This is a genomic window from Bacillus horti (genome assembly GCF_030813115.1).
Taxonomy (GTDB): Bacteria; Bacillota; Bacilli; order Caldalkalibacillales; family JCM-10596; genus Bacillus_CH; species Bacillus_CH horti.
This window is the reverse complement of record NZ_JAUSTY010000004.1, coordinates 288523-312106: the sequence shown is the minus strand read 5'-3', so window position 1 is coordinate 312106 and position 23584 is coordinate 288523. Positions and strand designations below refer to the sequence as shown.

Genomic DNA, 23584 nt, shown 5'->3' with positions numbered 1-23584 from the left:
TCTACTCTTACAAATTCCCTCGTAAAGCCTGTTCCCGTTCAATCGCTTCAAATAAAGCTTTAAAGTTCCCTGCTCCAAAGCCCCTGCTACCCTTTCGCTGAATTATTTCAAAAAATAGTGTAGGACGGTCCACGACTGGCTTGGTAAATATCTGCAATAAGTATCCCTCTTCATCCCTGTCAACCAGAATATCTAGATTCTCTAAATCCTTAATCTCTTCCTCGATATCTCCAACCCTTTGCCTCAAATCCTCATAATAGGAGGCAGGAACATTGAGAAACTCAACTCCCTTGTCACGAAGAGTAGATACCGTGTGAATAATATTTGAAGTGGTTAAAGCAATATGCTGCACACCAGGTGTTTTGTAAAAATCGAGATATTCCTGAATTTGTGATTTTCGTTTTCCTTCAGCAGGCTCGTTGATCGGAAATTTAATGCGTCCATCTCCTCCCTGCATAACCTTGGACATTAGAGCAGAATACTCTGTACTGATATCATCATCATCAAAATGAATCATTTGCGTAAAACCGAATGCCTTCTCATAATAGGAAACCCATTCTTCCATCTTGTTTAACTCCACATTACCAACAATATGATCAATACCTAATAGACCCGTTTCCTCCGTTTGGAATGCAGCATGATAAGCTGTGTAGCCGGGAGCAAAGGGACCAGTGTAGTCCTTACGTTCAATAAGGGAATGAATCGTATCGCCGTATGTTCCTACGATTGCTTTTTTCCAAACTCCATACTCATCCTGTATTTCCTCCGGTGGCTGTAGCGCAATGGCTCCTCTTACTACAGCTTCATTGTATGCGCTTTCAACATCATCTACCTCTAGAGCAATATCCTTTACTCCATCTCCATGAAGCTTAACGAAATCGGCAATCGGATGGGTATCAGAAAGAGAAGAAGTTACGATTAAACGAATTCCTTTTTGCTTTAAAACATATGACGTCGTTTCACGATTTTTGGTTTCAAGTCCAGAATAAGCAACCGGTTTAAAGCCAAAGCCTTTACAGTAAAAATGCATCGCCTGCTTTGCATTACCAACAAACAACTCGATATAATCTACCTTTTTGATGGGGAAAAAATCCTCCATATGAACGCCTCCTTTTTCTACTTCATTCCTTACATTGCCTTCATTGTAATAGAGAAGCGTAAGGGGGCTCAAGAATACGCGTTAAAGCTCTTCTGCTGTGCCACCCAAAAGGATTGCTGTGTTTTAACTTTCTATTCTTCTGTCTATACTTTTAATACGTAATAAGGAAAGGGGAGAGGGGCGTGAATGGGTTTTGGTCATCTGTTTTGATTGTACTAGGAATGAGTCTAGGATTCGTTTTATTTTTCTGTGCTTTCATCGTAGCTGGCTTTAGGTTCGGCTGGTTTTTTTGGCTCAGTAAAAAAATTCTTTCCCGACGCTCCAAGCAACAGTCATCCTCCCAAGGGAGTAGCCCGTCTACTGAGCATGCAGAGAAAGAATCTATTAAGAAATAGATGGAGACCATTTGACGATTTCGTAGCGCCGCAAGATCTAGTAGATTCGTCAATGACTTAGATCCTTAAGGTGAAGTCTATTACAAAAATCACGCCACAGATTACTACCTAGCGTATGATAACTAGCTGGTTATTTTGCCAAGTAATTATTGTCTCTTTCTGCGCCTGCCAATCCCCATTTTCTTTCATTTGCTCGACATAGCCTGAGATATCCTTCCACATCTTTTTGATGTTAAATCCGTCCTGTTCCTCAACAAACTGCAAGATCATTTCAAAGTTAAGGTCATCCATCCTTTTTAAATCGGAGGCAATCAAATCATATTTTTCAAGAGTAAGCTGTCGTCCCTCTAACAGCTCCTTATGCATATCTATAAAATCCTGTCTCGCTTGAAAAAGCATCATTTCATGATTCATGGAGTCCTACACCCTTCTATTCTGGCCTTATCCTTTTCACTTGCTCTAGCTGCTCATTCTCTGCATTCCATTTGATAGCCCTATAATAGGCATCGTGATAAAAGGTCACCCACCACTCACCATCCAAGGCCTCTTTTACCCATTTCTCCTTAGCAAAAATAGAGTCCATTGGATAATCATCATAAGCTAATACCCAGAGCGGATTTTGATGAGCATGAGTGGGCATCAAATCCCCGAAGTGAATTCCCTGATCACCAGCGCTTTCATATCGTACGATTGAGTGACCTGCACTGTGACCTCCTGTATGATACATTGTGACCTCAGATGTAATCTGAATCTGCTGCTCAAAGGGCTCAACTAAATCCTTAATCGCTTCCCAATTCTGCTTCCAATACGTATTTCTAGAGCGAATATTAGGCTGCTGCATTTCCTCCCATTCTATCCTTGACACAATATGCTTAGCACGTGGGAATACTGCTTCAAACTTTCCTTGCTCCACTTCCTTTGTTAATCCACTGGCATGGTCAAAATGAAGGTGGGTCATAAGGACGTAATCAATATCTTGACATGTTAAACCAAGCTCTTGCAAACAGCTTTCTATTTTTGATTCTTCCAATACACCAAAATTTTTAAGCTGTTTCTCTGTCAGCTTCCCCTGACCCATTCCAGAGTCGATCAGTAGATTCTTCCCTTCACTTTGCACAAGAATGGGATCTGTGCGAAGCTCAATTTGATTTTTTTCATTGCAAGGATATTTTTTACTCCATAGAGGCTTGGGAACAACTCCAAACATGGCCCCTCCATCTAAATGATTCACTCCACCCCGTAACCAGGTCAGCTTGATCCTTCCGATTTGTAGCTGTTCCACGAGAACCTCTCCCCTTTAAGCTTATTTTTGTGCTGGTAAGACAGCCTCACAACGGTAAATCTTCATCCCTTGACTAGAAAATTTCTCCTCATACTCCGTCATGATATTTCCTTCCATATCACTCTCATGAAGGTTTAGTGTGATGTTTTTCAAGCGACAGCCGAAATCTGAAAAGCTGTTTAGGGAAAATTCAAAGAGCCCTTCATTATCTGTCTTCATATGAATTTCATTACCCTCTCCAAGCAGCTCTAGGTAAATATCTAGGAAAACCTGATGTGTTAAACGTCGTTTGGCATGTCTTGTTTTAGGCCATGGATCTGAGAAATTTACATAGATTCTTTCAAGCTCTTCTGGCTCAAAGAAATCTGGTAGCTGTAAGGCGTTTTGATTAAGCAAGCATAAATTTGGAGCTTTAACTTCCTTAGCTTTTTTCAATGCCATCGCTATAACACTAGTCTGTAGCTCCATACCAATGTAATTGATATGCGGATGAGCCTGTGCCATCCCTGTGATAAATTGCCCCTTTCCTGTACCAAGCTCAATATGTATCGGATTATTATTTTTGAAAAACTGATGCCATTTTCCCTTTAGCTCAGTCGGGTTAGGCACAACTATATGTGGAGAAGCTTCTATTTCAGCGTCAGCCCACGGTTTTTTACGCAGTCTCATGTTATTCTTTCCTCCTACTACTTAGCTGTAATCCTAGTGTACATGAGTCAAGGTTTCGTTTCAATTTGAATCCTGTTCAAATTGTGTTCTCCCTATAGTGCCTATGATATAATTCCTATATGATTACGGCTAAAATGAGGAGTCGATGGAGAGAATGAATGTTGTCGATAACGTCGCCGCACTAATTGGTGACACCCCTATGGTAAAGATCAGAACCTTAACTGGTGAGCAGGATGCCACACTTTATATGAAGCTAGAAATGTTCAATCCAAGTGGCAGTGTTAAGGATCGTGCTGCCTATAATATGATTTTAGAGGCGGAGAAACAAGGGTTATTACAAAAGAATTCCGTCATCATTGAGCCTACTTCTGGAAACACGGGAATTGGGCTAGCCATGAATGCTGCTGCCCGAGGCTACAAGGCGATTTTAGTTATGCCTGATACGATGACTCAGGAAAGAATTAATTTGTTGAAGGCTTACGGTGCTGAAGTTGTTCTTACACCGGGAGATTTGAAAATGCCTGGAGCCATTCAAAAGGCAGAGGAGCTTGTGGCTGAAATCCCCAATAGCTTTATGCCTCAGCAGTTCGAAAATCAAGCGAACCCCGATATGCACAGGAGGACTACCGCTATAGAAATCATTGAACAAATGAAATCTATTGGTGTAGATCAGCTGGATGCTTTTGTGGCCACAGCAGGAACAGGTGGAACAATAACAGGCACTGGAGAAGCACTTAAACAACACTATAAAGAGCTAGAAGTGTATGTGGTGGAACCAGATGGGTCACCTGTATTATCTGGCGGAAAACCAGGTCGTCATAAGCTTGTAGGAACAAGCCCTGGTTTTATTCCAAGCATCCTCAACCAACAGGTGTATAAGGAGATCTTCCGTTGTACTGATGAAGATGCGTATGATGTAACTCGTCGACTAGCTAGAAATGAAGGAATATTGGTTGGTCCTTCAGCAGGTGCAGCATGCTTTGCCGCCCTGCAGGTTGCTAAGCGTTTAGGGAAAGGAAAGACGGTCGTGTGCATTGCTCCAGATACAGGGGAGCGTTACTTATCCAGTGATGTCTTCAATTTGGGGAATAGTTGATCTAATTAAGATGAAACTTTAAACTATTCATTTTAGATTAGATACGGCTTAGAATTTGAGCATTTAAAAGAAATGGGAGGAATGGATAATGGCATTTGAAAAAGACGGTGTGAAGCAGCTTAGCTATGAAGAGGTTTTAAAAGCCTATAAAGCTAAGGATGAAAACGTAGTTTTGTTAGACGTAAGAGAGCTTGCGGAGTATGAAGAAGGACATATCCCTGGCATACAGCTTCTTCCAACTAGCGAGTTTGTGGAGCGTTATGAGGACGAACTAGATAAAACTAAGGAATATATTATAGTATGTCGAAGTGGAAATCGTAGCCAAAACGTATGTCGCTATCTACAAGAGCAAGGCTTTGAGAGCTTAGCTAACTATGATGGTGGAATGCTTGTTTGGGAAGGACCTACTGAAAATAGCTAATTTATGTTTGGCTGATTGATTACAATACGAATCTGCAAAACACAAACTGAAGTAATAATATTGTCCGATTAAGTTTGCTTGACATTGGCACCGTGCTATTTGCTTTGCACGGTGTTTTATCATGGATAAAATCCACTCTGTTAGAAAATGCTAATGCTATGTGTACTAACTCTATGTGTACTAACGCTAATGTAATCATTATAGTATGGCTTTATCGGAGGAGGAACAAGCATGACCTTGACAAGAAAAATTCTCATCATTTTCACCACACTTATTACACTGACTGTATCAACCCTAAACCCTTCTACTAAGGCTAACTCTACACCAACTACACCGATCTCTGAACAATCTCTATATCGTTTTATGCCTTACGACGTAGTTATTGATATTGGTCATGGTGGAATTGATGGGGGAACGTTCCACAAAACAATCCTGGAGAAAGATATTAATTTAACCATTGGACTGGAACTTTATAAGGAGCTAAAAAAGAAGCATTATCTGGTCGGTATTACTCGTACCCATGACTATGCTCTTAGCGATGATTATCATTTTTCAGCTATAAGAAGCAGACACCAGCGGGATCTAACTCAGCGTAAACTAATTGCTGAGGGACTAAATCCAAAACTATTGATTAGTATCCATGTCAATTACTCATCTTCCAAAAAAGCACGTGGACCAATGGTCATTTACCAACGCAGAGGGAATAGTTATTTAATCGCCGCATTACTTCAAGACAATTTAAATAAACTCGCCCAAACAAAGCATTCAATTGTACCAAGCTCAACATTCTTTTTATTACAATCCGTTGATTCTCCAGCTTTAATAGCAGAGGTTGGCTATATAAGTCATCCGCAAGAGCGTGCTTTACTTCAACAGCCTGCCTATCAGCAGCAAATTGCTCAAGCTATTTCTAACACCATTGATCAATATTTTACCTTGTACCCGTCTATAGCTAACTAGAGACTCAGCTCTACAGTCAACTAACAACTAATCCCCATATGAATTGGGAGGCATAAACCCCTCTTGACTAACAAAAAGCTCATGATCAGTAAATCGTGTCTTAAACTGGTTCAGCACTTGCACATACGCTGTTGGAGAAAACCAAGACTCTTCAGCTACTTCCTTGTAGTATTGCTCCATTCCAAGCTGTTTAGTACGCTTTCCATTTTGTCCATCTCCCATAAAGTAATCATCAATTACCACTCTAGACGCGACCTCTCTTACCTTTTGGGCAAACGAAGCTGTGCTTGGCAAAACAGGCGAGACAGCTATCTGAACAGGGAGCCCTGCCTCTTTTAGCTTTTGAAGAGCCTTGAACCTGGCCTGAACCGGAGGGGCTGTTGGAGTAAATACCTTTCTAATATCCTCTCTGTCCGTTTCAATCGTTACACTAACTAAGAGATTCTTTTTTAATTTTAGTAACAAATCTATATCTCTCACTATTAATGGACCTCTTGTTTGGAGAAACAGGAAATCTGGAGGTTGTACCGTCATAACCGTTAGCAATGACCTAGTCAGCTCTGTATTTGATTCAATAGGCTGATACGGATCAGTACTCGAAGACATGAAAATAGTGATGTCCCCTTTTTTCCTCGCCCTGACTAAATCCTTTTCCAAGACTTCCGTCGCCCCTTTTTTGATATCGACCCACTTACCCCATTCCTCTTTTCGGAAAAGCCCCACTGGCATTCTACGAACATAGCAATAGGAACATCCAAAGCTACAGCCTACATAAGGATTCAAAGTATGAGTATATCCCTTCAAAAAACCACTTGCTGGAGTAAGAATTTGCTTAGGGTGGCTCTCCTTAACAGTCAAAGACCGGTTCATGTGAACACCTCCTATAACATACATCGTCAATATAATTGTAACAGAGCAGGAGTTCCCTCGTATATGATTAACTAGTTTGTATGAGAAATCTAGGTCATGAATTTTTCCACCAGTTGGAACCTATCATTTCAAAAAAAATAAACAAATTCTTCTGCTAAAAGGGTAATATAACAGTAAGGTTACTTTTTTTAATATACAGAAAGCTTCTCTTATACATCTAGAGAATAGCAAGTGGGGAGGAGGGTTTCTATGAAAATGTACAAGAGACTTCAGCTTCTGGGAATAGCTTTTTATTTTCTGTTCATCCTATTTGCTCAGCTATTATGGTTATTTGACCCATTACGCATTGGCAATAACATCTATTGGATTGATTTACTAGACATTCTCCTTTATGTAACTGTTATGATTCCCCTCATATGGTGGCTAGCTTCTATCACTGGGCTATATACCATTTGGAGACGTAGAAAGTTTAGAGAAAAACGAACGATACTATCAGCCATTCATATTCTTATTAAAATTGGAGTCCTTGTCTGTTCCTTTATTTCTATATACTATATTTGCTTTAAAACCGGAGATTTGGTAGGAATTGGTGTTATCCTAACGATCACCTGTGTTTTGGTTGTCCTAGATACACTCATTGTTGATTTTACTATTTATCATAGGATTCCCTGGAAAGGATGGATGAGAGCTATTGTGGTCCTTGCTCTAGGAGTTATCCTTCTTTATCCAACAGCCTATACGGTTACCTTTCCAGGCCTGACCATGGATATGAATAGATACGCACAGGTCGTTGATACAAATCCGCAAGGGGAAATTATGGGAGTTCTCGTTTTTAGCCGGCCAGCTACACCGATTGATTGGCTTTACGCCCAAATCTTTCCGTACTATGATATTGAACCAAGGAGAAGGACAGATCAAACTCTCACTGAGCAGCTAGAGCGAGTTTTAGACATGAAAGTTAACGCAAATCGAGTAGCTAGTACGATCGCTTTTCAACAAGCGGGACTTGGCAATGGCTTTACGTCTAATGGAGCGCTGATTACTGCACTTGTCCCAGGGTCTCCTGCTGCTAATCTTTTACAAGTTGGAGATAAAATTATCAATCTTAATGGGTATGGGGTATCCTCTGTAGAAGAATTTCAGGAACTCATGGCCATTACCACACCTGGTATGGACGTTCAACTAACCATTGTACGGAGTGCTGAGGAAATCGTCTTTGTTACCACAACTCAATATCTACCTGAGGATCAAGATACAGCTGTTCTTGGCGTCTCCATTATCGATGATATTGTTTATGATATCCCAAACGAGGTTCTTTATTATACCTACCTACTTCACAAGGGTGGACCATCACATGGGTCAATGCTTGCCCTAACATTATTTAATCAGCTCTCTCCTAATAGCATTATGAATGGGAATAAGGTAGCTGGTACTGGGACGATTCAAATGGATGGAACAATTGGTCGAATCGGTGGGATTAAACAGAAAGCCTATACGGTTGAAAGAGCAGGGGCGGATGTCTTTTTTGTACCAGCAAGTCAATATGAGGATGCTCGGGAAGGATCAAAAACCTTAAACATTGTACCTGTTCGAACATTGACTGATATCATAGAATGGTTGGAGGAAAATCCAAAATAAGCTGCTCATAAACATTTCATAGCATTTAGCATATAAAAGAAAAAGACGCTTCCATTTCCACTTTTATGTGGTTTGGGAGCGTCTCTTATTCCAAAAAAAGCCTGTAAGCAAAATACCTCTCGGTCAATGCTTACAAGCTTTCCTTTCTACAGCTCCATCATGAGCTTAATTACGTACCTCTTAACCGTTTGTTCTATCTCCTAACGTAAATCTTCCATTTTAACAAATTCCATATCCTTAAACGTATAGTTTTCTCCAGCCATAGCCCAAATGAAGGTATAATGACTCGTACCTGCTCCAGAGTGAATCGACCAATTTGGTGAGATAACGACCTGTTCATTGCTTACAACAAGGTGACGTGTCTCACTCGGTTCACCCATAAAATGAAATACTCGACCATTTGAGCTCATATCAAAGTATAGATAAACCTCTGCTCTCCGATCATGAATATGAGCAGGCATTGTATTCCAAATGCTCCCCGGCTTTAAAAGCGTCATCCCCATCATCAACTGACAGCTTTTAATACCTCCCTCATGAATGTATTGATAAATAGTACGTTCATTACATTCCTCTGCTGACCCCATCTCAACAGGTGTAGCGTTTTCAATGGCTAGCTTTTGAGTAGGATACTCTTTGTGAGCCAAACTTGAAATCAGATAGAAACGAGCAGGTTCGGAAGAATCACTACTATGGAAGGTTACCTCTTCATGACCAAGTCCAATATACAAGCAATCCTGTTTCTCCAGTGAATGCTCCTCTCCACCGACTTTAACAGTTCCTCTAGCACCGATGTTAATAATTCCAACTTCACGTCGTTCAAGAAAATACTCAGTTTTCAGAGCATCCCCCGCTTCCAATTTTAATGGCTCTGATACAGGTACTGCTCCACCAATCACCATTCGATCATGATGACTGTACACCAAATTCAGCTCTCCATTTACAAACAAATCTTCAATCAAAAATTCCTTTCTTAATTTGTCAGTTGTATACTGCTTAGAATCAGTTGGGTTTGTTGCGTATCTTATCTCCACTTTAGTTCCTCCCTCTCATGAATCTATATTATTTAAATTAAATATTTCATTTTTTCAATTTCTACACAGGCCATGATAAAAGCTCCTACACCATGCAGATCGTTAGAACTCTTCTCGCGCTCCACGTAGTAGGCATACTCTCCAGCAGATGTACCAATACATATATCATTTAAGGAAAGCTGTCCTTCCGCACTCAAATCTACTTTATCCCGAATGGTTCCCTCAAATCCTTTTTCGACATACTCAGCATAGGATTTATCGACAATTCCAAGGTTAATTCCCTTCGCTATCGTATATAGGAAAAGGCTAGATGCAGAAGTTTCTAACCAATTATCTGAACGATCCCCTTTATCTACTATTTGATACCATAGTCCTGACTGTCCATCTTGGTATCCTACTAAGCTTTCAACCAGTTCTTGGACCACCGTAATTAATTCATTGCGCTTTGGATGGGAGACAGGTAAGTCTTCAAGAATATCAACGAGAGCCATCCCGTACCACCCGACAGATCTTCCCCAAAATTCAGGTGAACAATGATTATCAGGATTAGACCAAGGAGTTTCGCCTCTTTCGTCCCACGCATGATAGTAAAGTCCAGTTGCTTCATCCTTCGTATTTTTACGCATTAGAGCTTCCTGTAGCATGACTAATTCAACAAGCTCAGGTTCGTTAAACAGCTGTCCGTATTTTACAGCAAAAGGACCAGCCATATAGAGTCCATCTAGCCACATCTGATATGGATATTTATCCTTGTGCCAAAATCCCCCTTCAGATGTCTTATTAATTGTATTTAATAAGTTGCGTAGCTTTTTGGTAGCGACTAGATAGCGTTGATCCCATGTATTTTTGTAAAGAGGAAAAAGTAAAAGTCCAGCTTGGATGGCGTCCAGCTCATCTCTACGAAAGTAAAAATTTCCGTTCTCATCAACAAGATAGTCCACATACTTCTTCAGATATTGAAAGTATTCATCCTTGCCACCATGTTCCCATAAACGATACAACCCGTAAAGAAACACACCTTGATGATAATGCCAGCTTTCTTGCGGGGGCAGCATATGTGGCTCATATGTATTCATTAATGATTGCCCTGCTTTTTCAGCCCACATTAGTGGTGTTATCGTTTGTACGGATTCGCCTTTTCCATGATTCATTTCTATTCCCTCCTAATTCTCCACTTTTACTTACGTTACTCAGTAGTATAATTTTGTTCGATTTAATTTGCTTGTTCATGCCTTAATCGCTTAAAGGAAGCGCTTTCAATGATCATTCAATAACAACGTTGTTATTTTTATTTTATATGATATAATATCAAATAGCAACGTAAGTTTTTCATATATTTGTTCTATTTACTCTATCATAAATAAAGGCACCTCTTCGGCATGGTTCTGATTGTGTTTACCTCAGCAATCTCACGATCCAATCGAAGTGGTGTTGTTTTGACTATAATTTAACAAATTCAACTACACAACATAAAATATAGTATAGAAATTATAGCTGGTTTCTGGAGGGTTTAGATAATGAGTGTAACGATAAAGGATATTGCCCGCCTTGCTGGCGTGAGCTACTCTACTGTTTCAAAAGCGTTAAATGACAGTCCATTGGTACAGCCTACCACAAAGGAAAAAATATTAAAAATAGCCCGGGAGTTAAGCTATCAACCAAATATTGCAGCGAAAAAGCTGGTTTCTAATAAAAGCAAGACGATTGGAGTTGTTTGGCCTACGATCAATCGTGTAGCCTTATCTACTATCGTGACGATGTTAAATGAAGAAATTGAAAAATCCACCTATTCCATGATCCTTTCAATTAGTAAAGCAGAAGTTGCGATTAATATGTTTAAGCAATTTCAAGTGGATGGGATTCTTGTTTTTGAATCTAGCCATGAAATTCACAATCACAGTAATACTCAGATTCCAATTACTCTCATTGCAACATCGGACAGCCTTTACCCCTCTATTGATTTACGTAGAGGTGATGCGATTTACAAAGCGGTTGAATATCTAAAATCTCTTGGTCATCGAGAGCTGGCTTATATCGGGCATTTACGTAATGACAATGATGGCCAATTCGAGAAATATTTTGGTTTTACTGAGGCATTAATCCGCTTAGGCTTAAACCCACGTTCTGAAATGTTTGTTAATACGGAGGGTTTATATGCCGATCATGGTTATCAAGCGATGAATAAGCTCCTTGATTCAGGATACAGACCTACAGCTATAGTAAGTGGCTCTTATGAACTGACACAGGGAATAATCCGTGCCACGAAAGAAGCCGGGCTTAGGATCCCTGAGGATATCTCCTTGATTGGGTATGATCATATTCCTCAGATGGGTGAGCTGGAAATCCCCGTTACAGCAGTCGGTGTACCGTCTAATTTAATCGCCAAGACAGCGGTAGAAATGTTATTTAGATATATCGATCATCCTGATGAAAAACCTATTGTTCAACGGCTTGAACCTGAAATTTGCATTAGAGAAACATGTAGAGCCATTGAATAAATCATGAACAATTGATTCTTAGAGAACAAAATTGAAAGGTCCTTTACATTCACTACTGTGAGCTGTAAAGGACCTTTTTTAAAAACTTTTTTGACAAATGAAGCTAGTTTAAATACGACTATCGGTGGACCTCTGAATTCGGAAACAGGATTTTATCTAGTAAGATCGGAGTACGCTCTTTCACCGAACGCCAAATCGCTTCACCCGTTCCAATCGCATAAGCACTTTCCTCTGCTCCGGACAGGATTTTATAATTTCGGCTTGGATCAACTCCAAGAAAAATATCTTCTAGCATGATCGGATCAGCACCACCATGACCACCTTCTTTGTGTACAACATGGATCGTCTCTTTTGAACCGAACAGAGGGAAATAATCTATCGTTTGTTGTGGTACTGGAAAAGGAATACGTGCGGGTATATGATATTCTGTCGTTTCAATTCTACCCTTTGTCCCATTTATCGCCAGACGGTAGCCTTCATAAGGTGTTGAAAAGTTGATTGAGTAGCTTAATAAAGCACCTTTATTATATCTTACTGTCGATGTGTATGTGTCTTCAATATTAATTTCTGAATCAAAAATACATTGGTCCGGCCTGTAATCTGTATAATGTTCATGACCATTTTTTAAGCCTATGGCTCCAATATGATCGTCCTTTACTACAGCACTTTGGCTACGGGAATTCCATCTGGTATAGTAGTCACAGCTTTGGCGAACATCACATGTCCCACAATAACGTCCATCCTCTTTGCGTGGATTTAGCTCTCCTTCTGGACCATAATAGTTTAAGGCTCCGAAAGCGAAAGCTTCAACAGGCTTCTGATCAATCCACCAGTTGACCAGATCAAAATGATGTGAGCTCTTATGTACTGAAAGACCTCCAGAATACTCCCTTATTCTGTTCCAGCGTTTGAAATAGCTTGCACCATGGTACGTATCAATATACCAGTTCAAGTCAATTGAGGTCACTCTTCCAATTTTCCCTGCGAGAATAAGCTCTTTAATTTTCATATGCACAGGTGCATAGCGATAATTAAATGTTACGGTGACCTTGCCCTTACTTTTTTCCTCTGCTGCTATTATTTTTTGACAGTCCTCTGCCTTTGTAACCATTGGTTTCTCAACAATCACATCTAGGTCATTAACCAATGCTTTTAGAATATAGTCAACATGCGTATCATCCCGCCCAGTTACAATGACTGTATCTGGATTTGTTTCAGATATCATTTGCTCAAACTGATCCTGGCTATAACACGGAACAGAATCAAGCTCAGGATGAATAGACTTACACACTGAAAATCTTCTAGGGTCAATATCTAGCAGTCCAACAACCTCCGTCATTTCTGAAAATTGATCTAGCATTGCCCCTACAAACATTTTGATCGCACGATTACTAACTCCACATATTACATATCTTTTTTTCATTGCTTAATGCCCCTTCCTCATTCCTACTTTCATTACTTTATTCCTGTAGTAGCGATTCCTTTTACGATATACTTCTGACAGAACAAGAACAAAATAAATTGCGGCAGTAATGACAGTGCAGACATCGCAATAACTGGTCCCCAAGAAACGATTGTATCAGGATCCATAAACGCCCTTAATCCTAATGCCACCGTGTACTTACTCGTATCCTGAATGAAGATCAATGGGGTAAAAAAGTCATCCCAAGTCCACATAAAGGAGAAAATAATAACGGTAATAATCGCTGGTTTACATAGTGGTAAAATAATTCTCCAAAATATACCGAATGGGGTACATCCATCAATAACCGCAGCTTCGTCCAATTCTCTTGGTATCCCCCGAATAAACTGAACCATTAGGAAGATAAAAAACGCTGATCCTCCAAGGAAAGCTGGTACAATTAACGGCAGAAAAGTATTTATCCAGCCTAAATTATGGTACAAAACATATTGCGGAATGATAACCACCTGTACCGGTAACATTACCGTACCAAGTAGGCAGGCAAACCATAGCTTTTGAAATTTGAACTTTAAGCGAGCAAAAGCAAAAGCTACCAAACTAGCAGAAAATAGATTACCCACTACAACAAAGCTTGTGACAATCATTGAATTTTTAAAGAACAGATCGAATCCATATCGACCAAATCCAGACCATCCTGCAGCATAGTTTTCCCACCTTAATTCTGAAGGAATTAAGGACGCTGCATTCTGAAAGATTTCCGCTTCCGGCTTTAGTGAGCTAGCAAACATCCAAAGAATCGGATAAATCATAAGAAAGCCCAAAGCTATAATAAATGTATGGTAGATTATAGCAGCTGTTTTTGATCTTTTTTGGAGCATTATGATTTACCTCCTTCGGATTCATAATAGACCCACTTCTTGCTTGTTAAGAAGATAATAGCTGTGACTATTCCAATAACAATCAGTAGGAACCATGCCAAAGCTGAAGCGTAGCCCATACGGAAGTAGGAGAATGCGTTCTGATAAAGGAGTAACGCATATAATAAGGTTTTATCGATCGGTCCTCCTGCCGTTATTAGGAAGGCCTGAGTAAATGTAAGGAAGCCATTAATAACAGCAAATATTAGATTGAAAAAGATAACCGGCGTAAGCATAGGTAAAGTAATTTTGAAAAATCGTTGAGCTGGATTTGCTCCGTCTACTGCAGCTGCTTCATAAAGCTCCTGTGGGATCTGTCTTAAACCAGCTAAGAAGATTACCATTGGTGAACCAAACTGCCAAACAATAAGAAGAATTAAAATATACAGCGCATAGTCCGGATGAGCAAACCAAGTGTGCCCCTCCACTCCGAACCAAGCCAGAATCTGATTTACTGCTCCCTCTCTACCAAAAATTTGTCTCCAGATTACAGCTACAGCTACGCTCCCTCCGATTATGGAAGGCACATAATAAATCAAGCTATAGATACCAGATCCTCTGAAGCCCATATTCATTAACATGGCGACAGCCAAGGCGAAAATCAGTCGGAGAGGTACGGCAATGGCCACAAACAAGAGAGTGACCTGTAATGATGTCCAGAAGCGATCATCCTGCGTAAACATCCGTACATAATTGTCCAATCCTATCCAACTCGGAGGACTTAACAAATTATAATCGGTAAAAGACAGGTATAATGAATATAGCATAGGCCCAACGACAATACCCAAAAAACCAATGAGCCATGGAGAAATAAAGCCATATGCAATAAGGTTATTCTTGAATGTTCTTTGTTTCAATGAAGTTTCAACAATCTTCTTTTTATTTGGTTTGTTGTCCTGGATAGGAAGACTTTCCATACTGAACCTCCTTAGCACTGAGAAGCCATCTATTCTCTATTTTTCAGATGGCTTCTCCTAAAGGCTGTGACCTTTTTGTTATAGCTTATCTTGTTATCTGTATAACTTTCTATTCAATAACCTGTAATACATCTCGCTTATACTTTTCAACCTGTTCCTCCGGTGTTGCCTGACCATACAGCATTTGATATACATTTCTTTCATAAATTTGATCTAGTTCAGTACCTGCAGCTGGTGGTGGTGGTGGAGACTCTCCCGTATATTGGGAAAGCAAATCAATATAATCAAATTGCTGCTGAACCGTTTTTTCCAGCTTGTCGTATAAATGCTCGCGGACAGCAGAAGAAATTGGAACACCTCGATCGGCCATTAAAATGTCGTTTGCTTCCAGGTCATGTGTCATCCAGTCAATAAACTTTATGATTTCATCTGCATGCTCTGTATTTGGATTAACAGACCAAAGTAAGGAAGCTCTAACATAAGCTCCAGAGTTCCCATTGCTATGAGAAGGAAGTATCGTAAGTTCAAAGTCACGATTTGCTGCATTAGCTACAGCAACAATCTGATTGCTATGGATGATCTGCATTGGAGCCTGATTATTTACCAGTAGATAGTTCTCGATTGTACTTGCACTCTCGACAATATCTGCTGGAGGAAGTACACCTTCTGATTGTAGTTCCAGAATATTACTAAAGAAATCAATAAATAGTTGATCGTCGTCCCAGCCTAGAGCTGTTCCATCATCATTGTATAACCACTGATCATTTTGCAATAGGTAGTGACCAAACTGGCGTTGATGGTTGACGTCTGTATATGTTCCATATGTGCCAAGCTTTTGTGACAATTCACGGGCAGTCGCATAAAAGTCTTCCCACGTATATCCTGGCTCTAACACTGGAACACCAGCTTCTTCGAACAGATCAGGATTGTATGCTAGGGCAAACGCGTTACTCCCCGTATTGATCCCGACTAGCTCTCCTTGGTAAAAACCTGGATCTAAGGCACTAGAGTCAACCTGATCAGTACTAAACGCTCCTGATTCTATGAACGGCAGAAGATCCATTATTTGTCCGTTTTCTGCGTACTGTGGTAACCAGCGGTCAACGACCTGAAATAGATCTGGTGCATTTCCACCGGCCATTTGAGTATTTAAGCGGTCAGCATATTCACCGAAGCCAAGAAACTCAGGAACAATGCTTACATGTGGATTTTGACTTTCATATAATTCAATTAATTCTAATGTACGGTCATGACGGTCCTGATTTCCCCACCATAACATTCTAAATTCAATATCTTCTTGAGTTGTAGCCTCTTCCTGTCCTGTATTATCACTGGAGGTAGGTTCTTGATCCGTATTCGTATCGCTCGGTTGTGAAGAGTCTGTTGAGCAAGCTGCTAAGGATACGATTAACAAAACAACTAACAAAATCAATCCTTTAAATTTCATACCTTTTACCACTTTGTTATCCCCCTTTTAAAGAATTTGACATTCAAATGAGTCATTAATTCCAGCTTAAAATTAAGTAACCTTGAATCTCCTCCTTCTCTTTCAGATGAAAGGGCTTACATGATTAGATATAACAACGTTGTTAATTTATCTTATCATTTATCTTTTTTCCTTTCAACACTAATTTAAATATTTATATTCTTCTGTTTTATGAATAGAAAAATAATTAAGAAAGCGCTTAATAGAGCGTTAGTGACCCACTTTCGTGTAAATTAATTTTGAATTTAAACAATTTGTCAAGATATTAATTCTAAGTTTTGTGAAATAAAATTGATTGTTGAATAACTTTTTCAGATGATATATGATCTGTTTAACAACGTTGTTAAATATGTCTAAACCTTGAGGAGGTCTAAATCTATGAAACGCTTCTATAAAGCAGCGACTGTAGAAGGGTACCAAGAAGTTATTTCTGAAGAGGATCAATTGCTAAACTACTTAGCCTTGGCAAAAATATCTTGTTCTGCAGGTGAGTCCATCCGCCATAAAACCGGTAAATATGAAAGCGCTCTCGTTATTTTATCTGGTACAGCTACTATTACCTGTGAAGGCATGAAATGGAATCAACTTGGTGGAAGAAAAACGGTTTTTGATGGAAAAGCTACGACCGTATATGTCCCATGCCAATCAGAATATGAAATTATAGCTGACACTGATGTAGAGATTGCCGTATGCAAGGTATTAGCCGATGAAAAATTTGAACCATTTGTTGTCGGTCCAGATGAAATCGTCGTCCATCAACGCGGGCAGCAAACATGGCAGAGGGAAGTACATGATATTCTTGCTGATCAGGCGGAAGGAAGAGTTCAACGAATTGTTCTAGGAGAAACCTTTCACCATCCAGGCCATTGGTCAGGATTTCCTCCACATAAACATGACGGGGAGCATGCCCCTATAGAACCACATTTTGAAGAAATCTATCATTATCAGCTGAATCCAGAACAAGGATTTGGTGTACAGCTACACTATACAAAAGATTCAAGTATAGATGATGCGCACATTATTAAACATGGGGACAGCTTCGCCATTGACATAGGCTACCATCCCGTTAATGCTGCTGGTGGATATCAGCTGTACTATTTATGGTTTATGGCTGGTGATTCCGGTAGAACATTACATCCATATGAGGATCCGGATCATAAGTGGCTGCACCATTCTCAAGCTAAATCCACTTCGTAGTTTTCCTTAAACAAGATGAACAAATAGCTTAAAAGACGCCTACATCACCGCAAAAATGGGATGGATAAGGCGTCTTATTTTATGCAAATTTATTTTTTTAGATTTCATTATGTTTTAATTCAATTTCATTACTTTCTTGAATTTGTTTCCGTTCCGCGATCTTAGTAAATATACCATTTGTTGAATGCATGACAATGAGACTCAGCGGGGCTGCACTTAAAAACAAAAAGGCTGCGGGTACAACCTGAAGTAAATAATAGATGAAAACGATAGCTAAGACCATCGCAAACGTATGCAATGGATTAGACATCCCGATAATCAAGGCGTTTTTAATATATTGTAAAAGTTTTAAATCATAATGAACATAGACCGGAATGATATAAAAAAGCATGACTAAATAATTGAATGCCACAGCAACCATGATGTAAAATATGATCGTACCCATCATGCCTTCTAGTGAGCGAAAAAAGAACAGGTCTATTGCCAAAATGACTCCTAGCAAGATAAGAATAAGCCCTAACAAATTTGATTTTAAAAATTCTTGGCGATAATAGGTCCAAAAGTGTTTGACTATCGGCAGCTCCGTATCTCCCTGAATCCATTTGCGTGTAATTGTAAACATAGCAACTGTTGCAGGAAAAATGCCGAATACAACTAACCCAAGCAATGTGAATCCTACCCATAATACGTTGAGCAGTGAAATTCGGACAATCCATTCACAGGCACGATTAAGGCCACCCATGATTCCTTTCATTTCCATGACATTACCACCTCTGCTCCCTTTTTATTCTTTCTCTTGATTGATCTTATAAGAAAAATAATTAATTTATTATATTAGTATTTTTCCATTTTAAGCGTTTTCAAGAGTGTTAGCACTCAAATCAAATTTCAGTATATCTACTTAAATCATACCTAATCAAGAGCGAATTAATATAGAGGGACGTAATACTTTTTGTCCATTAGCATCAAACTCTTGGTATGTAAATTTTCCGGTATGTGTTAATAATTCCTGACTATTTTCCAGCACTAATATGGTATCCTCTGATTTAACTCCAGCAATACTAGGATTCCAAGCATAAATCTGATTACTGGTAACTTTATATCTACTATCTGGCAAAAGAAGCATTTCTCTAGTGTTGTACCCGCTTAAACCACCCTGATGATGGTCATTCCATTCGCTTTCATACCCTACCCTTTTATAGGCACTCTTCAACACATCAAACAGCTCTGCAAAAGTGACACCTGGTTTCGTATGGGCTATTAGCTGTGCATCAATGTGACCTACAGCCTGTTGGCGATAATAGAGCTCCTGTGAAGGCTCCCCGAAATGAACGAGACGTGATACAGAAATGATTTGACCTCTTCTACGTCCACACAAAACAATCATAGCATACTTTTCCAGCTTTTGGTTTGTTGGTAAGGGATGGCGTCTTGTAAATGTCCTATGATCTGCTGCTACTAACGTTACAATTGGTTCAATCCCATGACGCAAACAATTTGCTGCCAGTCTGCCTGCTATTTCATATTCCGTCTCCCCCTGCTGTAGCTCAAAAGTCGTTCTCTCTATCGCCTCAGCTGCCTCTTTTCCTAGCTCTTGAATTTGCTTGATATCCTCCTCCACTAAAATAGTACGCAGCTTGAACAGCACTTCCTCAAGTGAAATGTCTGTTTCAACTTTACCCTGCTTGGTATACTTCTCTATAATCTGCTGTCTTTTTTCAGGTTCGTACCAAGGGTAGGTCTCTACTTTTTCTATATCCCCATCTATCTCTTCCTCTAGCATTCTATCTCTTTCAATATTGTTTACGATCATAACACACGTATCTCTGGTAATGATAAAAGGAGTAATAGCCTGTTCACTTGCCTGATTCACAAAGCTTCTCCCTGAGGTAAGCCAAGAGACATTTTTTTGCAGTGTTAATACTAGTCCATCAAGCTTGCTTTCATCTAGTAGGCTCCGTAATAGACTCACTTTTTTTTCTAATCCCGTCATTAGTTCTCCACCTTTGTATGTTCATTTATTTTCTGTTATAAGTGAACCTCCCATGAATGACAGAACGATTTCTTATCTCCCTTTTACTACCCACTTACTACCCACATCTTTTTCTATTATATTTCTGTAATGCAGCTATCCATTCATTTTATAACAACGTTGTTATACTAAATATGATATGGTTTTGTGCTAATGTCAATACCTTTAATTTTCAAACTAATGAAACAGCTAATCAGTAGATTCCCTATCCTTCTTTAAGTGGACGAAGCTGCAACTGAAAAGAGAGAAGCAAGCCGTATGTCAATAAACCGCCAATACAAATAGCCACTAAACCTAGCACAACAGACTGAAGCACACTCCCTAGTGAAAAACTAAGGATCATTGAAACAACTAGAGCCGGAATAAAAATAGAGTGAACAGCTTCCTTTTTAGTCATGCTCTCCTTCCAAACGAACAGCTGCTTAAACTCATGCTCTACCCATTCATTCCAAGTCCCTCGTAAATAGATTGAAATCACACAAATCCCCAAAAACCACATACCCCATTTAAACAAACCAGGAGTAAAAAAAATCGCTGCTATAAAAACTCCTTGAACTCTAAGTAAAGCCATAACCCTCATCCTGTGCCTAAGAAAAAAGCGATAAAAAAGCCCTGTAACTGCGCCCTTAGAACCTTGACGCTGCCACTTCTCTACCTTTCTGCTCGGCAGTAGAAAATAAAGTAGACTCGATTTCTTCCAGGGTTTATTTCTACTTAGATCTGGTCCCCCAATATTCTGTGACTGCTTAATGAGAAACCCTATGGCCCGATATTTCTGCTCCTCCTCCTGTAGGCAATCAAACGTAAAAGCCCAAGGAATTGAAGTTCTCCTAAGCATAAGAAGAGTAGCTGTAATCATATAACCCATAATTAAAATAACAAGAACTGGTGTATACGGTATTGGAAAATTGAAGGAGGAAGTTACCCATGAAGCGGTGTGTTCAGTAGCCACGCTCCTTGTAAGTAACCCCGCACCTAAAAAAAGAGAGAAGTCTAAAAGTAAAATAACCAGTGCTAAGCTCCACTTTCTCCAAGTCCGAAAAGGCAATATAAAGTATGATTTTAATGAGTGGTGAAGGAGCTTTACCGCTAATGAAAGACCAAACAAAAGGAGCATTCCTAGAGCGGAAAGCTTGAAGTATTGAAGCAATACCGGAGCTAGTACAATAAATAATAGAATACAGCTTAGTAGCGAGTGAACAGCAGAGAAACTAACAGCGTAGCGCTGCAAGCCCTTCATTAACCCTTCATGCTGACGAAGAATGATACGATCTGCCCCTTCAACAAAAAAACTGAATCTCCCTGTTAGAGACCATATATAAAGAAGAATAATGATTCCCGAGAAAGATAAATATGTAGGCCAAGTAGCACTCCCCTGCCACAATTCAATAAGATGATATCCCAAAATTAACAGAGCCGGTATAAAGATATATAAGGCTACTACCCCGTCTACTATGGAGGAAAAAAGCTTTATCTGGTGCTTTAAATGTCTTTTCCAACGCTGATAAACGATCGTCCATGGGCTCATCTCCTATCCCCACCTTCAATTAACTCATAGAAGCAATCCATCAGTGAGCCCTCCTGCAAATGAGCATGAGACCTAATATCCCTGAGACTTCCTTGAGCAAGAAGGCTCCCTTCCTGTAATAACAAAAAGCGATCACAAATTTTTTCTGCCGTATCAAGCACATGTGTACACAATAAAATTCCCGCCCCTCGTTTTTTTTCCTCCTCAAATAACTGTAACAGCCTTCTCATAGCTATGGGGTCAAGCCCAATAAACGGTTCATCTACTATGTACAACTTTGGTTGAATAAGCAGAGCTATACAAATCATGAGCTTTTGCTGCATCCCTTTGGAGAAGCTATCTGGTTTTTCATACATGGCCTTGGTCAGTTTAAATTCATCGACTAGCCATGTGGCACGTTCAATAAAAGCCTGTCCTTCAAACTGATTGAGCCTAGCTACCATTTCTAAATGCTCCCAAAGTGTGAGTTCTTCGTAGAATACAGGGTGCTCTGGAATATAGGCGTACTGTCCTCTTCCATGGGCGCTGGATTCCTCTTTCTTTATTCTTTGAACTTCCTCCCGCTCCCCAAAAATGACCTGCCCCTTGAACTGCTTAAGCATGCCTAATAACGCCTTAATTGTTGTACTTTTTCCTGCTCCATTAGGACCAATCAAACCAACCATTTCTCCGGCATTGACGGAGAAATGAATATTTTCTACTGTCGATTTATCCTCCTCATATCCTGCCTTCTCAATATGAACGTTTAAAACAGGTGTACCCATGTGCTTTTATCCCTCCACTTTTTTTGGCCTGATATCATTATTCATACTAATCTACTATTTACTACGCCCAGCTATCGTTAGCGTTTCATTACTTCTCCTTCTGAATAAAAGCATACTGATACCAGCTAGGCCAACACCAATTAAGGAGGCTATACCAAAAAAGCCGTACATTGTGGTAATGGAGAAGGCATCAATGACGTACCCACCCACAAATGTACAAGCCATCGTTCCTAAGCCGTTACCAAATGAAGCGTAGATTGTCATCCCCGTTACTTTTACGTCATCGGGACTCAGTTCTCTTACCAATTGAACCGCAGCAGGAATATAAAAACCGATAGCTAGACCTTGAATAATAGATAAGGCTAAAATAAGTCCTGGATTAGGCTCAAAATAAAAAAGAATCCACCTCAGGGAAGAAAGCAAACCACAGATCATCAGGACCTGATAGATGCCTAAACGGTTCATTACCTTTCTTGCAAAAAGCATAAAAGGAGCCTCACTACCAGCAGCTACGAGAAAAACAAGACCAACTCCAGCTACTGTTCCACCGATTGCCGTATAATATAGCCCAAAATAAAAGTTGTTAGCGTTGATTGTACCAAATACCAAGAACGTACTAGCTAAAAACATAACATAAGGAGGAATACGGAAGAGCTCCTTTAGTCCATTTCTAATATCAGCTCTTGGTACATCTGCTTCTGTCGGCATTTTACGTACAAATAAAGCACTCACAAACAAAGCAGCAGCAAAAATATAGAAAATAATTGCGGTAAACGTAGCTTCAATTAATAACCCTGCTAGCCACACTGCTAACGCGTAGCCGACTGCTCCCCAAAGTCGAATAAAGCCATAATCTCCCCCTTTTTTCTTCACATAGTTCAAAACAATACTATCTGATAAGGGAACCATAGCACTATGGAATACAGACAGAAATGCGGCTAGACAAGCAAAAAAGAAAAACATTCCGACCTGTGCAATGTCAGCTAAAAGAAAACCTAATCCAATTCCTCCAGTCAACAGAGCACATATGGTTAAAATCAATCGAGGATTTTGAAAACGGTCACTAATCATTCCCCACATGGGTTGAGCAATGATGGCTACCACAGGACCTATTGAGACAATCGTACCGATCTGTGAGCCACTTAATCCTGATTCTTCTAAATGCAAACTTAATAAAGGAAAAAACGCGCCAAATCCTATAAAGGAAAATAAAAAATAAGCGCTCATATTAAAGCGCACTTTCCTATCTTTTCTTCTTACATTAATGTCATCGTTTCTGTGAAAAGCACCTTTTACTCGCTCAGTCATCTCTCTCATCCATCCAATGTAACTTAATGATTAAGTTTATTTAAAAAAGTTCT

Annotated in this window: 23 protein-coding genes; 6 read left to right on the top strand and 17 right to left on the bottom strand. The window is 39.7% G+C overall.

The features are described 5' to 3' along the window. Positions 1-7: 7 nt before the first annotated feature. The 5 genes from hppD to trmB form a co-directional block, all read right to left on the bottom strand. Positions 8-1099 (bottom strand): 4-hydroxyphenylpyruvate dioxygenase, encoded by a 1092-nt coding sequence (gene hppD / locus J2S11_RS06620; protein WP_307392560.1) that lies wholly within the window; start codon positions 1097-1099, stop codon positions 8-10. Positions 1100-1250: 151 nt separating this feature from the next. After that, a complete protein-coding gene (locus J2S11_RS06615) occupies positions 1251-1547 on the bottom strand; it encodes a hypothetical protein (protein WP_307392558.1) in 297 nt (98 codons plus the stop codon). Positions 1548-1602: 55 nt separating this feature from the next. Continuing rightward, on the bottom strand, positions 1603-1908 hold the full coding sequence (locus J2S11_RS06610; RefSeq protein WP_307392557.1) for a hypothetical protein: 306 nt from the start codon (positions 1906-1908) through the stop codon (positions 1603-1605). Between the two features lie 16 nt (positions 1909-1924). Continuing rightward, positions 1925-2776, bottom strand: a complete 852-nt coding sequence (locus J2S11_RS06605; RefSeq protein ID WP_307392555.1) for a YtnP family quorum-quenching lactonase — start codon at positions 2774-2776, stop codon at positions 1925-1927. Positions 2777-2797: 21 nt separating this feature from the next. Beyond that, on the bottom strand, positions 2798-3445 hold the full coding sequence (trmB, locus tag J2S11_RS06600; protein WP_307392553.1) for a tRNA (guanosine(46)-N7)-methyltransferase TrmB: 648 nt from the start codon (positions 3443-3445) through the stop codon (positions 2798-2800). Between the two features lie 154 nt (positions 3446-3599). On the opposite strand from trmB, the gene cysK reads away from it, so the two are divergent. From cysK to J2S11_RS06585, 3 genes are all read left to right on the top strand, one after another. Further along, positions 3600-4541 carry a cysteine synthase A gene (gene cysK, locus J2S11_RS06595; RefSeq protein ID WP_307392606.1) on the top strand — a complete coding sequence of 314 codons (942 nt, stop codon included), beginning with the start codon at positions 3600-3602 and terminating at the stop codon, positions 4539-4541. 88 nt (positions 4542-4629) lie between these two features. Next, positions 4630-4962 carry a rhodanese-like domain-containing protein gene (locus J2S11_RS06590; RefSeq protein ID WP_307392551.1) on the top strand — a complete coding sequence of 111 codons (333 nt, stop codon included), beginning with the start codon at positions 4630-4632 and terminating at the stop codon, positions 4960-4962. Between the two features lie 231 nt (positions 4963-5193). Continuing rightward, the gene (locus J2S11_RS06585) at positions 5194-5922 is read left to right on the top strand and encodes an N-acetylmuramoyl-L-alanine amidase family protein (RefSeq protein ID WP_307392549.1); all 729 of its coding nucleotides are present in this window, start codon (positions 5194-5196) and stop codon (positions 5920-5922) included. A 27-nt stretch (positions 5923-5949) separates the two neighbouring features. On the opposite strand, the gene J2S11_RS06580 is transcribed toward J2S11_RS06585, so the two are convergent. Then, positions 5950-6792: an SPL family radical SAM protein gene (locus tag J2S11_RS06580; protein ID WP_307392547.1), complete on the bottom strand. Its 843-nt coding sequence runs from the start codon at positions 6790-6792 to the stop codon at positions 5950-5952. A 249-nt stretch (positions 6793-7041) separates the two neighbouring features. On the opposite strand from J2S11_RS06580, the gene J2S11_RS06575 reads away from it, so the two are divergent. After that, positions 7042-8430, top strand: coding sequence for a S16 family serine protease (locus J2S11_RS06575; protein ID WP_307392545.1), 1389 nt, complete (start codon positions 7042-7044; stop codon positions 8428-8430). A 200-nt stretch (positions 8431-8630) separates the two neighbouring features. Here the strand turns inward: J2S11_RS06575 and kduI are convergent, their stop codons facing one another. Together kduI and J2S11_RS06565 are read right to left on the bottom strand one after the other, a co-directional pair. Next, positions 8631-9461, bottom strand: coding sequence for a 5-dehydro-4-deoxy-D-glucuronate isomerase (kduI, locus tag J2S11_RS06570; protein ID WP_307392543.1), 831 nt, complete (start codon positions 9459-9461; stop codon positions 8631-8633). Between the two features lie 32 nt (positions 9462-9493). After that, positions 9494-10612 carry a glycoside hydrolase family 88/105 protein gene (locus tag J2S11_RS06565; protein ID WP_307392542.1) on the bottom strand — a complete coding sequence of 373 codons (1119 nt, stop codon included), beginning with the start codon at positions 10610-10612 and terminating at the stop codon, positions 9494-9496. Positions 10613-10978: 366 nt separating this feature from the next. Between J2S11_RS06565 and J2S11_RS06560 the strand changes: the two genes are divergently transcribed. Further along, a complete protein-coding gene (locus tag J2S11_RS06560) occupies positions 10979-11959 on the top strand; it encodes a LacI family DNA-binding transcriptional regulator (RefSeq protein ID WP_307392541.1) in 981 nt (326 codons plus the stop codon). 118 nt (positions 11960-12077) lie between these two features. Here the strand turns inward: J2S11_RS06560 and J2S11_RS06555 are convergent, their stop codons facing one another. The 4 genes from J2S11_RS06555 to J2S11_RS06540 form a co-directional block, all read right to left on the bottom strand. Next, positions 12078-13382, bottom strand: a complete 1305-nt coding sequence (locus J2S11_RS06555) for a Gfo/Idh/MocA family protein (protein ID WP_307392540.1) — start codon at positions 13380-13382, stop codon at positions 12078-12080. Between the two features lie 32 nt (positions 13383-13414). Then, complete coding sequence (locus J2S11_RS06550) at positions 13415-14260, bottom strand: carbohydrate ABC transporter permease (protein WP_307392538.1); 846 nt, start codon at positions 14258-14260, stop codon at positions 13415-13417. After that, positions 14260-15216: a carbohydrate ABC transporter permease gene (locus tag J2S11_RS06545; RefSeq protein WP_307392535.1), complete on the bottom strand. Its 957-nt coding sequence runs from the start codon at positions 15214-15216 to the stop codon at positions 14260-14262. Before J2S11_RS06545 ends, J2S11_RS06550 begins: the two co-directional genes overlap by 1 nt. A gap of 109 nt (positions 15217-15325) precedes the next feature. Beyond that, on the bottom strand, positions 15326-16675 hold the full coding sequence (locus J2S11_RS06540; RefSeq protein WP_307392533.1) for an ABC transporter substrate-binding protein: 1350 nt from the start codon (positions 16673-16675) through the stop codon (positions 15326-15328). A 405-nt stretch (positions 16676-17080) separates the two neighbouring features. Between J2S11_RS06540 and iolB the strand changes: the two genes are divergently transcribed. Beyond that, positions 17081-17899: a 5-deoxy-glucuronate isomerase gene (gene iolB / locus J2S11_RS06535; protein WP_307392531.1), complete on the top strand. Its 819-nt coding sequence runs from the start codon at positions 17081-17083 to the stop codon at positions 17897-17899. Between the two features lie 97 nt (positions 17900-17996). Here iolB and J2S11_RS06530 read toward each other — a convergent pair whose 3' ends face one another. From J2S11_RS06530 to J2S11_RS06510, 5 genes are all read right to left on the bottom strand, one after another. Continuing rightward, the gene (locus tag J2S11_RS06530) at positions 17997-18659 is read right to left on the bottom strand and encodes a YesL family protein (protein ID WP_307392529.1); all 663 of its coding nucleotides are present in this window, start codon (positions 18657-18659) and stop codon (positions 17997-17999) included. A gap of 156 nt (positions 18660-18815) precedes the next feature. Next, entirely contained in the window at positions 18816-19892 is a 1077-nt protein-coding gene (locus J2S11_RS06525) for a M24 family metallopeptidase (RefSeq protein WP_307392526.1), read from the bottom strand. Between the two features lie 244 nt (positions 19893-20136). Further along, positions 20137-21459, bottom strand: coding sequence for an ABC transporter permease (locus tag J2S11_RS06520; protein WP_307392524.1), 1323 nt, complete (start codon positions 21457-21459; stop codon positions 20137-20139). Beyond that, positions 21456-22223 carry an ABC transporter ATP-binding protein gene (locus J2S11_RS06515; protein ID WP_307392522.1) on the bottom strand — a complete coding sequence of 256 codons (768 nt, stop codon included), beginning with the start codon at positions 22221-22223 and terminating at the stop codon, positions 21456-21458. Before J2S11_RS06515 ends, J2S11_RS06520 begins: the two co-directional genes overlap by 4 nt. 54 nt (positions 22224-22277) lie before the next feature. Then, positions 22278-23531, bottom strand: coding sequence for an MFS transporter (locus J2S11_RS06510; protein WP_307392520.1), 1254 nt, complete (start codon positions 23529-23531; stop codon positions 22278-22280). Between the last annotated feature and the right edge of the window lie 53 nt (positions 23532-23584).

What these genes read in the sequence shown, in the direction of transcription:
- hppD (WP_307392560.1), bottom strand. Translation starts at nt 1,099, where the DNA reads ATGGAGGATTTTTTCCCCATCAAAAAGGTAGATTATATCGAGTTGTTT.
- J2S11_RS06610 (WP_307392557.1), bottom strand. Translation starts at nt 1,908, where the DNA reads ATGAATCATGAAATGATGCTTTTTCAAGCGAGACAGGATTTTATAGAT.
- trmB (WP_307392553.1), bottom strand. Translation starts at nt 3,445, where the DNA reads ATGAGACTGCGTAAAAAACCGTGGGCTGACGCTGAAATAGAAGCTTCT.
- cysK (WP_307392606.1), top strand. Translation starts at nt 3,600, where the DNA reads ATGAATGTTGTCGATAACGTCGCCGCACTAATTGGTGACACCCCTATG.
- J2S11_RS06590 (WP_307392551.1), top strand. Translation starts at nt 4,630, where the DNA reads ATGGCATTTGAAAAAGACGGTGTGAAGCAGCTTAGCTATGAAGAGGTT.
- J2S11_RS06585 (WP_307392549.1), top strand. Translation starts at nt 5,194, where the DNA reads ATGACCTTGACAAGAAAAATTCTCATCATTTTCACCACACTTATTACA.
- J2S11_RS06580 (WP_307392547.1), bottom strand. Translation starts at nt 6,792, where the DNA reads ATGAACCGGTCTTTGACTGTTAAGGAGAGCCACCCTAAGCAAATTCTT.
- J2S11_RS06575 (WP_307392545.1), top strand. Translation starts at nt 7,042, where the DNA reads ATGAAAATGTACAAGAGACTTCAGCTTCTGGGAATAGCTTTTTATTTT.
- J2S11_RS06565 (WP_307392542.1), bottom strand. Translation starts at nt 10,612, where the DNA reads ATGAATCATGGAAAAGGCGAATCCGTACAAACGATAACACCACTAATG.
- J2S11_RS06560 (WP_307392541.1), top strand. Translation starts at nt 10,979, where the DNA reads ATGAGTGTAACGATAAAGGATATTGCCCGCCTTGCTGGCGTGAGCTAC.
- J2S11_RS06555 (WP_307392540.1), bottom strand. Translation starts at nt 13,382, where the DNA reads ATGAAAAAAAGATATGTAATATGTGGAGTTAGTAATCGTGCGATCAAA.
- J2S11_RS06550 (WP_307392538.1), bottom strand. Translation starts at nt 14,260, where the DNA reads ATGCTCCAAAAAAGATCAAAAACAGCTGCTATAATCTACCATACATTT.
- J2S11_RS06545 (WP_307392535.1), bottom strand. Translation starts at nt 15,216, where the DNA reads ATGGAAAGTCTTCCTATCCAGGACAACAAACCAAATAAAAAGAAGATT.
- iolB (WP_307392531.1), top strand. Translation starts at nt 17,081, where the DNA reads ATGAAACGCTTCTATAAAGCAGCGACTGTAGAAGGGTACCAAGAAGTT.
- J2S11_RS06530 (WP_307392529.1), bottom strand. Translation starts at nt 18,659, where the DNA reads ATGGAAATGAAAGGAATCATGGGTGGCCTTAATCGTGCCTGTGAATGG.
- J2S11_RS06525 (WP_307392526.1), bottom strand. Translation starts at nt 19,892, where the DNA reads ATGACGGGATTAGAAAAAAAAGTGAGTCTATTACGGAGCCTACTAGAT.
- J2S11_RS06520 (WP_307392524.1), bottom strand. Translation starts at nt 21,459, where the DNA reads ATGAGCCCATGGACGATCGTTTATCAGCGTTGGAAAAGACATTTAAAG.
- J2S11_RS06515 (WP_307392522.1), bottom strand. Translation starts at nt 22,223, where the DNA reads ATGGGTACACCTGTTTTAAACGTTCATATTGAGAAGGCAGGATATGAG.
- J2S11_RS06510 (WP_307392520.1), bottom strand. Translation starts at nt 23,531, where the DNA reads ATGACTGAGCGAGTAAAAGGTGCTTTTCACAGAAACGATGACATTAAT.